Genomic DNA, 13,788 nt, shown 5'->3' on the forward strand with positions numbered 1-13,788 from the left:
AACACAGCCGTAATAATGGAGAAATATAACGTTTATACGACACAGGATTTTTTGGACGATTTGGATTTTGTGCAACATGCAAAATACCCCGATCGTCTAACGTCCCGACAGTTGACCGATTGGCGCGCTTCCGAGCCTACCAATGCGGCTGCTTATGACGAGGCTATGTTTTACATGCGTGGAATGTTGGGACTGCAGCGGTTGCAGCCTACGGATGCATTCGCAGATGCGTTGTATGAAGATATTAACGAGGATATCCAAAGTCGGCAGCGCCGCCGGGTGCAACGCTTACGCTTCCGCTGGTTATCGGGCGTGGCGGCAGCAGCGGTGTTGCTACTGAGCGGTGTGTTCTGGTATTTTACCTCCATGATCACCATTGCGACGGGCAATGGCGAAATGGCTACTATACTGCTTCCGGACAGCAGTACGGTGCAACTGAATGCCAATTCCAGTATTGCATACAGAAGGGCTTGGTCTTGGCTGGGCAACCGTGAGGTGTACAGCACAGGAGAAGCACTGTTTCATGTGAAGCACCTCAATGCGGACACCACAAGAATAAAAGAAGGTGAGCGATTCTTTGCCCATTCGAGCGACCTCGTTGTGGAAGTTCTGGGTACAAAATTCAATATCAAGAATAGAGATAATAGTATTGCGGTTTCTTTGATCGAAGGTAGGATTGCCCTCCGCCATAAAGATCGTCCCAATGAGATGCAAATCCTAAGTCCGGGACAAATGATCCACTATATGGATGGAACTTTTCAACAACCAAGCCAAGAGCCTGAACGTGTAGCACAAGCGACGTCTTGGGCCGAGAAAAATTTAGTAGCGGAAAATCTATCTGTAGGCGAGCTGATTAATGAATTTCGCTACATCTATGGGCGAGAGATCGTGATTCGCGATTCCAGTTTATTGGCCAAACGAATTGACGGACGTATCTCGTTGAAATCGCAGGAAAGTGTCATCTATTCCTTGGCGAACATCTTGCAAGCTGATGTACAAATGGAAAAGGATACCGTATACCTGACTCCTAAGAACGAATAAAGACTAGATAACAAATTTGAATACCCTAACCTATCAATTAAGAATGAAAATGAAATCAAACCCCATGAAACCAAGACGCAGGTTTCTCGTGTTGGTGCTCGCTGGATTGCTATTCAGCATTTGGCAGCCTGCTGTTGGGCAGCAGCGTTTGTCATTGCAAGATGCGATCAAACAGATCGAGCAACGCTTTGATGCCAACCTAAGCTATGAACACAACCTATTGCAAGGTAAGTTTACCAATACGGAAGCACTAAAAGGAACTAAGCTGGAGGAGGTACTCAAGAAAGTCCTTTATCCAAATCAGCTTGTGTTTCTCTATGTCGACGAAAAATCCTTTTCTATTGTAAAACGCAGCGAGCGAGATGTGGAAACAACGCCACAAGCACAGCCTGCGACAACTCCCGATGTAACAGATCGGCTGTCTGGCGCCGTGCGCTCGGCTAGCGGAAAACCTATTCCTTTTGCAAGCATTTGGGTGAAAGATACACGTAAGGGCGGTAAGAGTGATGACAACGGTCGGTTTTTCGTTTACGATATAAAGCCTTCTGATGTTATTATTGTTACGGCTTTGGGCTATAAGGATGCCAGCATAGTTGCTGGAAACAGAACGGAGCTTTCCATCATTATGGAAGAAGAAGAAAATGTATTGGAGGAAGTTGTTATCTCTACCGGTTATCAAAAAATATCAAAGGAACGTGCTACCGGTTCAGCATCCGTCATTACAAGAAAAGAATTGGAAAAAATCCCTTCGCCAAACCTTATTCAGCGTATGGAAGCACTCGCTCCCGGCGTTCAGGTGACTGTAGGTTCTGGCGACCGTAGCTTTAACTACAACAATAACCAGCTCTCGTTGAATTCTACGACCCGCACGGTAGGACAGAATGACTACAGCCTTACGGTTCGTGGGGTCGGATCTATTTCCTCGGAGACCGAAAAATCGCCGCTTGTGGTGATTGACGGAGCTATTTCAACCATGGATCTTGCCACACTCAACCCGAACGACGTGGAGAGCATAACCATTCTAAAGGATGCTGCGGCAGCATCCATCTATGGTGTGCGTGCAGCAAATGGGGTGATCGTAGTAAACACAAGACGAGGATCAGTGAATGGCGTGCCCCGCATTAATTTTTCGGTGAATACTGCGTTTTCTGGTCGTCCGGATTTGGGATACCTCAAACGCATGAACAGCGCAGAACTGATCGACTACCAAGAAGAGCTTGTTGCCAAAAATGTGTTGAACAACAATAATATCGCAACGAATTTATACGCCTACGCGACCTACTATCCCGGTGCGGTGGCCGCAGCGGCTATTCAGTTGAAGAACGGTACAATCACCCAAGCTGCGTATGATGCCTTGGTCAATCCCTTCAAGGAGATTGATAATACAGCGCAAATGCAAACCTACCTGTTCCAACCGATGAACAATCAGCAGTACAATATATCGATCAGCAACGGAACGGAAAATAATAACTACTTCTATTCGGCTTCCTATGCCAACGAAAATCCCTACAGCAAAGGAGATAACGGAAAACGATTGACGTTGAACATGAATAACAGCTGGAAGATATTTAAGATTGCAACCCTATCCACCAGTATCAAAGGAAGCTTTCTTCGTCACCAGAATAATAGTCTTGGCCTAAGTGTCTTCACGGCAAATTCAACTACCTTGTTGCCCTACCAGCTCTTGGCGGACGAACAGGGCGGCGGTATATATTACGATCGCATGAATCCAGATTTTGTTACTGGCCTTGGATCTGCGTACAGAGATTGGCGCTATAATTATCTGCAGGAATTGGCGCTCAATGACAACGTCGTGAAAAACAATAATTACTTGGCAACGATAAACTTGGAGGTGCCCATTTTTAAGGGACTGAAAGGAAATGTCATGTACGCCAATGAACGTACTTTTGGTGATAACCGCCTTTATTATGATGAAGATTCATATTACAATAGGAACCTGCTGAATCAGTTTACGCCGATCGGTGCAAGCGGGAACGAAATGGGAATTACCCGAGGCGGTATTTACAGCATCATCAACACGAATGTCAATAACTATACCGTGCGCGGACAATTGAGCTATGATGGCACCATCAACCAAAAGCATGAGATTACCGCCATCGCTGGTTCGGAAATTAGACAGACCGAGTTAGGGCAGGGCAGCAGCACGATGTACGGCTACAATAAGGAAACTGGCTTTAACACAACGGTCAGCTACTATAGTAATGCCTATACAAATATCGGCGGTTATCTTTCCGGCTTGGGCGGAGCTCCGCAACAAGGAGATCGCCGTCGTCGCTTCCTCTCTTACTTTGGAAATGGGGCATATACCTACAGCGGCAAGTACACGGTCTCTGGAAGTGTTCGGTATGATGATTACAACAATTTTGGTTTGGATCGTAGCTTCCGGGCTACGCCGCTATGGTCTTCAGGTCTGAAGTGGAATGTCGGCAAGGAAGAGTTTTTAAAGGAGCAGGCTTGGCTAAACCAATCGAGTGTTCGTGCTACCTACGGAGTGAACGGTAATATTTCGCAGGATGCTCGCCCGTTTACCTACATTGCGTTGAATGAATCTCGTGACCTAGCAAATCTGCCGTCCGCTGATATTATTTCGCTTGCCAATCCGCAGCTACGCTGGGAGAAAACCTATGTAACGAACTTTGGTCTTGATTTTGGTATGCTGGATAGTCGCTTGTTCGGATCTGTGGATTTGTACTATAAAGACGGTCGCGACCTGTTGTACACTTTCCCTATTGCATCACCTTATGCAGGATCCATCAATAGTGGCTTGTTACAGCGTAACACAGCCACGATGACCGGTAGAGGACTGGATGTTGGGTTAACAGGTGTTCTGTTACGCAAAACAGATTGGCAAATGGATCTTACGGCCAATTTCTCTTATAATACCAATGAGATTACTGACAACCGCTTCGATCCAGCGGATATTGCACCCTATACATATTCCTATACGCCGATCGGCATTAGCTACTTGCAGGGGTATCCCAGCGATAATGTGTTCGTGTTCCGGAATGCTGGCCTTGATGAAAGAGGTCTGACCCAAGTGTACAATAAGAATGACGAGATCGTTGCCGTCAACCAAATGTTGACGGGCGTGGAAGATTTGAAATATGCCGGACGCCGCGTAGCACCTTATTTTGGTAGCGTGCGTGCTAACTTGCGTTACAAACAGTGGTCAGTGTTCGCCTTGTTCACCTATCAGTTTGGCAGCGTATTCATGAAGCCTAGTATTGAAAGCTACATGACGCCAAGTCGCGGAATGACCATTCCTAAGTTTGACCTCAGTGCCGATATTGCAGATAGATGGCGCGAAGCGGGAGATGAGGATATTACAAATATCCCGGCGGTTACTGCTGATATCTATGGACAGTATAGTCTACAGCGGTATACGTATTCCGATATCAATGTGCTTAAGGGAGATTATATCCGCCTTCGCGAGATTTCCCTGAGCTATGCACTTCCGAAATCACTGCTAAATCGGCTGAAAGTAGAACAAGTGTCGCTATCGGGGTCGGTACGCAATCTCGGCTTGGTCTGGACGGCCAACAAGGAGGGATATGATCCCGATTTCGTCAACTACGTGGGCAAATCATCCAATCTTCGGCCAGTACCTTCATACAATTTTGGATTAAACATTAACTTTTAACACGAGGGAATAGCGATGAAAACAGTTTTAACAAAAGGCTCGGTTTTTTACTTTTCTTCTAGAAAGACGATCATGAAATCATTATATAGGGCAACTCTTGCGGCGTTATCTTTATTCGTTTTGGGCAGTTGCGAGAAATATGTCGATATAAAAACGCAAGGACAACTGGTACCCGGAACCATGGAGAACTACCGGTACTTGCTGAATAGCACAACAAATTGGGAGTCGGCACCGGCCATCTCCGATATGGCTTCCGATGATCTAGAGATTTTGGATGGCTCTGCGCAGCAGCAGTCTTTGGCCAATAACGACTACTACGGTTACTATAAACGTGCGTACCAATGGGACGATGTGATTTATCCCATCGAAAATCAATATTACAAAGACGATAACTGGACCCGCATGTACCATAGTATTGCCTATGCCAATACCGTAATTGCGGAAGTGCCCAATGCAAGTGATGGTACAGCGCAGGAGAAAGCGGCATTGATAGCTGAAGCGAAGATACACCGTGCATCGGCCTACCTCATGTTGGTGAATACCTATGCCAAGCCCTACAATCAGGGAAGCGCGAGTACTGACCTCGGCGTGCCTTTGGTTTTGGAGCCCACGACCGAGCAGTCCTTGGAGAGAGGGACGGTGCAGCGTGCTTACGAAACCATATTGGCTGATATCGAGGCTGCGTTGCCCGCTTTGCCTACAACACAGGAGTATGCCACATTACCTTCCAAGGCTTCGGCCTATGGGCTGTTAGCACGGACATATTTATATATGAACCGCTATACAGAGGCTGCGACCGCGGCTGATCAGGCGCTAGCGATCAATAGCCAACTGATCGACTTGACCAGTATAGCAGAGCTCACGGCAACAAGCTATCCGCAACGTTTTTTCAATCCGGAAATTCTCCTGTCGAAAGTCCCCGTCAATGGGATATCGGCCTACACACCGACCGCTTTTCGATTAAGTGCGGATTTAGAGGCGCTATTTAATGACAGCGACCAGCGATATAACCTTTTTACGGTTCCGGGTGACATTATTTCTTCTTGGGATGTCTACGAAGGTCGTTACTATTACTTGGATTACATCATGGATGAAGGCCGGAACGTAGGGCCGACGGTACCCGAAATGCTGTTGATAAAGGCCGAAGCGGAAGCTCGTAACAATCAGCCTGCAGCGGCAATGACTTTGGTTAACCAATTGCGTGCAAGCCGGATACTTCCATCGGGTCAGGTTAACCTCACGGCGAGTAGTGCCAATGATGCGTTGCTAAAAGTGGTGCAGGAACGCCGTCGCGAGTTTATGTTTCGTATGCTTCGTTGGTGGGATATGCGCCGGTTAAAAGATGATCCGTTATTCCAAAAAACATATACAAGGACTGTGGGCGGGCAAACATTCACTTTAGCGCCAAATAGCAACCGTTACGTGTTTCGCATTCCACAGTATGAGATCAACTTGAGTCCAGAAATTGAACAAAATCCATAATTAAAAAGAGTGAAACTTTTCTATCAAAGAAGTATGAAGGATAAGCGTAGTATTATGAAGAGAACATGGAACACATTAGCGGTAGCACTGTTGATCAGTGGTAGTGCTATGGCACAGCAGAAAGAACTTTTTACGGTCATTCCGCAGTTCCCGAAAGAGCGCGACACCGTCCAGTTGGTATACGATGCGCGCACAACGGTATTGAAGGATGCCCCGGCAATATCGGCCACATTAACGGGATTCCAAGATTTTAAGTGGATGCAAGATCAACTGAAGTTTACGAAAACAGATTCGCTATGGCGTGCAACTTATGTATTGCCGCCGAACTTAGGATTGATGAATCTTGTTTTTCAGTCGGATTCGTTAACGGACAATGGCGGCGAGCAAACTTATTCTTACATTCTCACAGCCAACGATGGCCGTCAGGTTTCTGGAGGAATGCTTGGCTGGGGGATGTTACGTACACCTAATATCGTAAAAGGTGTGCCCTATGTTGTCGACACCGCATCGTATAAAACAGACGAAATTTTATTGATGTGGGCAAAATATGAATTGCAGTACCATCCAGAGAATAGATTTCGCGTACTCTATGCGGCAGCCAGCGCGCTCAAGCATATGAATACCGAGGAATCATTAGGGAAATTGCAAAAAGAACTGGAAACCTTGCAACAGATTCCGAATTTGCGCGAGGAAGATCTTGTTGAAATCTTTCGCGTCTACAAGGAGCTGCTGCAGGATACGGTAAAATCAAGCGAACTTGAAGCACAAATTCGCCAACAGTTTCCTAACGGGCAATATGTGAACGATCAACAGCGCTTGGCTGATTTCAAACGTATTCAAGAGGCAAAGACCGATGATGAACGTCGCAACGCCGCTACAACATTTATCGATAAACATCCCTATAAGGAATCGGAGGCCGCATTCAACGATGCCAATCGCATCAGTTATATCAGTGCCTACTGGATTATCTCGGTGTACACCAGCATGCAGAAGGATTTAGCAGCCTATACAAAATATATTTCGCAGGCAGCGCCTTATGAATCGCTTTCCAATGTCATCTATCGATCATTAGATGTTCCTTACATTTCCCAAAAGAGCATGGGAGCCGCGGAGATTTTACCCTATGCGCGTGTCGTGATGGATCGTTTGAATTATTATAAAGACAATTTTCAAGGCGATAAATACGCGAGCTTGTATTATATCAACGCGCCGCTCTTCGCCAAAATATTGGTCGACAATAAGCTTTTTGATGAGGCTTTTGTGTATGCCGCAGCAGCACAGAGCAACGCGAGCTACGAAAATGCAGACTTGAACGACACCTACGTACGTTCACTGGAAGGGCAGGGCAAGGACAAAGAGCTGTTAATGGCCTTGGAAAAAAGCTATTCGTTAAATCAGAGTTCCACGTATATGCTGGATCTGATGAAAAGCCTGTATGTTGCACGCAACAAATCAGAAAAAGACTATAACAGCTACCTCGCTAGTTTGAAAAATGCGGACAAAGGCAAGGAGTTGAAAGAGAAAGTGCAGAAGCTCCTCATCGATAAAGAAATCGCGGACTTCGAGTTGTTGGATCAGTATGGTAACAAGGTGAAACTCTCGGAGCAGAAGGGAAAGGTGGTTGTGTTGGATTTTTGGGCTTCTTGGTGTGCACCATGTAAGGGTGCGTTTCCCGGAATGAAGCTCGCCGTAGAGCATTTTAAGAATGATCCAAATGTAGCCTTCTTTTTTATTGATACGCAAGAGAAGAAAGATATGAAGGAGTATGTGACCAACTACATGAAGGAAAATGATTATCCCTTTACGGTGTTGTTGGATTCCGATAATAAAGTGTCCAAGGCATCGGGCGTAGGTCCTATTCCCCACAAGATGGTAGTAGGACCAAATGGAAAACTTCGTTTCTCGGAAGTGGGTTATATGGGAAGCACTTCTGAGCTTGCCGATGAGATTATTGAAATGGTAAACGTGCTAAAAGCAGAGAAATAACATGAGTAAAAGTAATAAACAGTGCTTGCTGATTGGGGTGTTTGTCCTCTTGGTCAACATGCTCTCCGCACAGGGGTTTAAAAGTGAAGAGGTCATCTTTCAAGCTAAAGGTGATACCATCAGCTTCGGTGCTACGATAACGAGCCCGAAGGAAAAGGGAAGTTATCCGGCCGTAGTGTTGGTTTCGGGTACTGGCCCTCAAAACCGGGATTGCGAAATGGCGGGACAGCCACTTTTTGCGCAGATCGCTACCTACCTCAGTGCGCGTGGCTATGTGGTCTTGCGAATGGATGATCGTGGTGTAGGCAAAACGACCGGCAATTACATGATGGCCACGACTGCAGACTTTGCAAAGGATGCACTACAGGCGGTGGATTATCTGAAAAACTATCCGAACGTCGATACTAAGCGTATTGGTTTGCTTGGTCATAGTGAAGGGGGAGCGGCAATTTCCATCGCTGCATCCCAATCCAAAGACGTTTCTTTTTTGGTTAGCCTCGCCGGATTGGCTACCAGCGGATTGGAATCGTTGTTCCTGCAGAACGAAAGTTTGGTGAACAATTCACCGCTCACCCCGGTCGATAGAAAGCGCTCCAACGAGATCAACCGTTTGATGTTTGCTGTCGCCTATCAATATGCCGAGTCGGATAGTTTGGAGAATAGACTTAACGAGACATTTAATTATTGGAAAGAAAAGGATAACATCTATTTTGCGACCTTGGGAATCGAGCATGATCACTTTCGTTTTCCAATTTGGTCTTACGTGCAGCAGGCTATTGGCCCTTGGTACCGCTACTTTGTACGTTACAATGCGCAGATGGTGTTGAGCCATGTTGATGTTCCTATTTTGGCTATTAACGGAGATAAGGATCTTTTTGTCGATCCGGTGAATCTGGATTGTTGGAAGAATTACAGCAAATCGGGGCAAGAAGGACGTGTGACGACGAAGTTGTTGCCCAACGTGAATCACCTTATGCAAGCCTGTAAAACTTGTGATGTACGTGAGTATAGCACTTTGGGAGCTATGCCGGATTCTACTTTGGTCGCGATCATTGATTGGTTGGATACAACAAATGGTATTACCAGATGATAATAAAAATTAATCTTTTAGGCGGTTTGTTGATGTTTTCAGCAACCGCTTTTGCGCAGGTGGCGAAGGCACCGGCAGAGGTCGAGCAAGTTGTTGCATTGTTGAATGCGAAGGATAGCCAAGGACTGCTTGGCTTGATGGCCGATAGTTGCCGTATAGGCAATCTCCCCGAGATGGATAACACCATGGTGATACCGGAAATCTTGTCCAAATTTAGCGGTATATCGAGCTACGAGATGCTTGGCGATCAACATCAGTCACAGGGTAATACACTGTTTTCACTATTGGTCACTTACGAAGATGGTAAATCGGGAAAGCCTACGTTTTTATTCAATAAGGATGGCAAGTTGGTTAATCTAGGTATTATCAAGGCACGGCTGAGAGGGAATCCTGACGAGGCGCTCGCGCAGTCAATGGCAGCAGCGGAAAAGCCGGATAGTATGCGCGTGCGGTTTGAGCTTCAAAACGGACTGATTTACATCCCTTCACGTCTGAATGGCCAAGATGGTTATTTTATGTTTGATAGTGGTGCACCCGTACTTATTTTACGCAAGAAATATGTGGCTAGTACACATATTAACAAAGATGTCTCGGTAGATTTTACCGGTATGGGTGGCATGATGCAGGATGTGCAGTGGTCCGTGAACAATACCTTGGCTTGGGGAACGATCGAACTTAATGGACTTGATGCTCCCGTAGCATCGATGGACGATATGGAGTTGGATAATGGTGCGCCAATCTTTGGATTGATGGGCTATGGTGTGCTGAAAGGCTATCAGTTGACGTTCGATTATGCTAAACAGGAACTCTTGATGGAGCGTGTGGATGACAAAGGACAGCTCATCGGTCGCGGTTTTGATAAGGGGACGGCTTACGGATCAGCGCCTATGCGCATGAAAAGGCATATTCCCATCGTCGACTTATCGTTCGATGGCAAACTTTATCCTATGGGGATCGACTGTGGCGCCAACGCTAATGTATTAAAACAGGATTTGGCGCAGGATCTAGTGAACTTTATTGATTATGAAGAGGAAAAGGTGGCCATTGCGGGAGTGGGAGGAGTGCAAGCGGATAACCATGTCGCTTATCTAACCGATGCCAAAGTCGGTGATGTCAAGCTTCAAGATATGTATACCGTGCTCACCAAGCAGGATATCGGTGCCGGAAAGGGAGACGATGCCTTACCAATAAAAGGTTTGTTGGGTACACCCTTCCTCAATCAATACAAAACCACATTAAATTTTGTGAAGGGAGAGATTACCTTCTATCCATAAGATATCCATTGATTTAGTTGTTTAGTTGATGGAAAAGGCTGCCTCTCTCGAGTGCAGCCTTTAATTTTCATAAGCAACAGTGACTTTATTCATGTCGTTTACCCTAAATCGGATAGGTAATCGTGAATGTGGTTAAGTAATTCGCCAACGCTCACTTTGTTTTTGTCAAAAACGGCAACCACCCCGGCTGCTTTCATGTCGCTGATATCCTGCTCTTCTGTACTGGTTGAATAGCCTATCGTCACGATATCCGGAAAACGCTCCCTGATCGATGATGCTGTTTCGATGCCATTGCCCGGCTGCATGTATAAATCTAGTATACATACCGCAACTTGTTGTTCGGCGATGGCCAGTTTCTCTAGGAGCATATGTCCATGTTCAGCTTCTATAAGGAGCTCGAAACGATTGTCCTGTTTGATCAGAGTTTTTAAGAGCAGTTGGGTGATGGTGGAATCTTCGGCGTACCCAATAATTATCTTTTTCTTCATTTTTTCCTCTAATGTCATTCCAGGCGCTGCGTTGTTAAAATGTGTAATAAAAAGTTAGACACTACATGTATTTAGTGCGATAAGATCCTGCGTAGTCGGGCAGGTATTGTGTTTTTCATAGTAAGGAATCATAGATGATGACCCGATCAAAAATAGGGGCAATGGTGCTTAAAAAAAAGCACCATTTGGTGCATTTTTCTAAAGCTTGTGCATCGCCCTATTGAACGTATTACGATGAATACCTAGATAGGAAGCAATGTAGGCCGACGGGAACAGTTTGAATATTTCCGGAGATTGCGCTTTAAGCAGGCTGATCTTTTCGGGAGCACTTGCGGCATGGAGCATTTTGCTTCTAGAAAGTGCTTGAAGAAATTGCGGTTGCATGATCAGCATCTCCAGTTGGTAAAAACGAGGGAACTGTTCGTACAGTTCCTTGACCTTTTTGGTGTCCAAAACAATCATCGTGGCATCTTGATAACATTTGTAAGATACTTCTGAAGGACTGTTTTGTATATACGCTTCATAGTTGAAGACTACGTCGTGCTGGGAAGCGGCGTAGAAAAAACCGTGTACATGTTCCTCTTCATTGCTGTCCATGTTATAGGCATACATCAGCCCTTTGATCAATAAGCCGATGCGTGAACTGCACTCACCTTTCTTTAGAAAAAAGCTGTTTCGTTTGAAGTGTTCCAAATGAAGGATCTTTCGAGTTTCCTTTAGTTCTTCCTCGCTCAAGTCAAAATGAGCAAACTTTTCGATAATGTGGTTTATAAACATAGCTGTGATGGGAGTTTTGCTTTGCTTTATTTGTTGCCGAGGTTGTTGATGTTGTACTCTTCTTTTCTATCCATAGGTGGTAAAAACTGTTTTTCATGTGCATATGGGTCAGGGAGCACTAAAGGTACAAAAAAGCATGATGTAGACAATGTTTTGCCTATATTTCCCGTTGGAAGTGTACCGCTATGCATTCCGTAAACAATCCCGAATATCGTTATTTTGTGTCAAATATAGTGTAGCTCTGGTTAATATCTTGGCACGAAGATTATTGGGCAAGCTTTAACTTTGGATCGTGCTCGCGCGTAGAAGCAATGGACTGCAATTGTTACCACTGCAGCAGTTCGATTGTCGCAAAGGCTTATATTTTACTTAAATCATGATACCCACAATGAAACTATTGTTAACCTTACTGTCCGTCCTAATCTTGCCTTCATGGCAGTCCGTGTTGGCACAGTCAACCGCACAGTCAGCTGCTTTAACTATAAGCGAAAAACAAGCCTACATACCATCCAAGGTGTGGCGTGTGCCGGATGACAACGACTATAGTGATCCAAACAGCGAATACAGTAACGATCGAAGAGTCGAGTCAGCAAATATCATAATTTTCTGGGCAAAAGAATACGGTGCCGATCCGACGACAAATGCGGAAGTGAGCAAGCGGTTCGATCCAGCGGAGCTTTTAAAAACATCCGAAGAGTTGTACGGTTTTTATACCAAGGAGCTCAAATTTGTGGAAGTTGGAAAGTCTGTGTCTGATCGGTATAAATTATTGATGTACGTATTTGGAGGCGATGATGGCACGGCTTACGGTGGTGGCGCGGAAGACAAGATCGGGGTGCTGTGGACGCCTGCGGTACGCGTGGCCAAGCCTCCTTATGGTGCGCTGGCGCATGAGATGGGGCACAGCTTTCAATATTTGGCCAAATGCGACGGCAATTGGGCTTTTTCTTCTCCGCCAAAAGGCAGTCGAGGAAATAGTATTTTCGAAATGACCTCTCAGTATATGCTGTGGCAGGTGTATCCAGATTGGGTTACTTTTGAAAACTATCACCTTAAAGGCTTTATGGAAAAAACACATTACGCTTTTTTGCACGAAACCAATCAATATCATTCCCCCTTCGTGTTGGAGTATTGGGCAAGCAAACATGGCATCGATTTCATCGGCAAAATGTGGCGATCGGTCAAAGAGGGCGAAGATCCGGTTATGGCTTATCAGCGTATGACAAATACCTCACAAGAAGCATTCAATGATGAGTTGTTTGACGCCTATCGCCGTTTTGTGACTTGGGATCTGCCTCGTGTAGAGTTGGCTGCTAAGCCTTACGCCAACCAGCATAGCAGTAAGCTACTCAACGAAGGGAAGGGCACTTGGCGAATTGCTCCTTCGCACGCTCCTCAGGACTATGGGTACAATGCTTTCCGTTTAACATTGCCTCAAAAGTCATCTACGGTGTCGCTTCGTTTCGAAGGATTGAAAAATGCGGCCGGCTATCGTACTATACAGCCCGAGCGCGCCGGTTGGCGTTATGGTTTCTTGGCTGTTTCTAAGGAAGGTAAACGTACCTATAGGCCTGTAGAACATAAACCACAAGGTAAAGTTAAATTCAAGGTGCCAAAGGATACGGAATATCTGTGGTTTATTGTGATGGGCGCACCTGACACGCATGCGATTCACCTCGTGGATGGTAAGGAAGAAACAGATGAACAGTGGCCTTATCAGATCGAGATAAATAATATGTTGTTATTCGATAATAAATAATTTTTATTTTTCGGTTTTAATGAATTAAAAAACGCCTTTCGATGATCTCGAAAGGCGTTTTTTTATGCTTTTAGAATGTTTTTATGTCTGTTTTGCGACAAGTTTTTGTTGTTAATTCTTTGGTGTTTGATTTTATTCCTTATAAGAATCTATTATTCTTTATCAGAAATCAAAAAATAGTGCATAATAACCTGTTAAAAAATGGATATGCTTGGTTAATATGTGAGGGA

General features: G+C 45.2%; 9 protein-coding genes. 7 read left to right on the forward strand and 2 right to left on the reverse strand.

Features of this window, described 5'->3' with window-relative positions; all coding sequences use genetic code 11:
- Positions 1–15: 15 nt before the first annotated feature.
- From SCB77_RS16585 to SCB77_RS16610, 6 genes are all read left to right on the forward strand, one after another.
- Positions 16–1,041: a FecR family protein gene (locus tag SCB77_RS16585; protein WP_320183116.1), complete on the forward strand. Its 1,026-nt coding sequence runs from the start codon at positions 16–18 to the stop codon at positions 1,039–1,041.
- Positions 1,042–1,105: 64 nt separating this feature from the next.
- The gene (locus SCB77_RS16590) at positions 1,106–4,702 is read left to right on the forward strand and encodes a SusC/RagA family TonB-linked outer membrane protein (RefSeq protein WP_320183117.1); all 3,597 of its coding nucleotides are present in this window, start codon (positions 1,106–1,108) and stop codon (positions 4,700–4,702) included.
- Between the two features lie 72 nt (positions 4,703–4,774).
- Positions 4,775–6,184: a RagB/SusD family nutrient uptake outer membrane protein gene (locus SCB77_RS16595; RefSeq protein WP_320183118.1), complete on the forward strand. Its 1,410-nt coding sequence runs from the start codon at positions 4,775–4,777 to the stop codon at positions 6,182–6,184.
- A gap of 54 nt (positions 6,185–6,238) precedes the next feature.
- Positions 6,239–8,170, forward strand: coding sequence for a peroxiredoxin family protein (locus SCB77_RS16600; RefSeq protein ID WP_320183119.1), 1,932 nt, complete (start codon positions 6,239–6,241; stop codon positions 8,168–8,170).
- 1 nt (position 8,171) lies between these two features.
- Positions 8,172–9,260 (forward strand): alpha/beta hydrolase, encoded by a 1,089-nt coding sequence (locus SCB77_RS16605; protein ID WP_320183120.1) that lies wholly within the window; start codon positions 8,172–8,174, stop codon positions 9,258–9,260.
- Entirely contained in the window at positions 9,257–10,534 is a 1,278-nt protein-coding gene (locus tag SCB77_RS16610) for an aspartyl protease family protein (protein WP_320183121.1), read from the forward strand. The genes SCB77_RS16605 and SCB77_RS16610 overlap by 4 nt, the downstream gene beginning before the upstream one ends.
- A 98-nt stretch (positions 10,535–10,632) precedes the next feature.
- Here SCB77_RS16610 and SCB77_RS16615 read toward each other — a convergent pair whose 3' ends face one another.
- Positions 10,633–11,022: a response regulator gene (locus tag SCB77_RS16615; RefSeq protein ID WP_320183122.1), complete on the reverse strand. Its 390-nt coding sequence runs from the start codon at positions 11,020–11,022 to the stop codon at positions 10,633–10,635.
- Positions 11,023–11,220: 198 nt separating this feature from the next.
- Positions 11,221–11,799: a Crp/Fnr family transcriptional regulator gene (locus SCB77_RS16620; RefSeq protein ID WP_320183123.1), complete on the reverse strand. Its 579-nt coding sequence runs from the start codon at positions 11,797–11,799 to the stop codon at positions 11,221–11,223.
- A 388-nt stretch (positions 11,800–12,187) separates the two neighbouring features.
- Between SCB77_RS16620 and SCB77_RS16625 the strand changes: the two genes are divergently transcribed.
- Positions 12,188–13,558, forward strand: coding sequence for a DUF6055 domain-containing protein (locus tag SCB77_RS16625; protein WP_320183124.1), 1,371 nt, complete (start codon positions 12,188–12,190; stop codon positions 13,556–13,558).
- The last annotated feature ends 230 nt before the right edge of the window (positions 13,559–13,788 follow it).

It is taken from the genome of Sphingobacterium bambusae (assembly GCF_033955345.1).
GTDB lineage: Bacteria > Bacteroidota > Bacteroidia > Sphingobacteriales > Sphingobacteriaceae > Sphingobacterium > Sphingobacterium bambusae.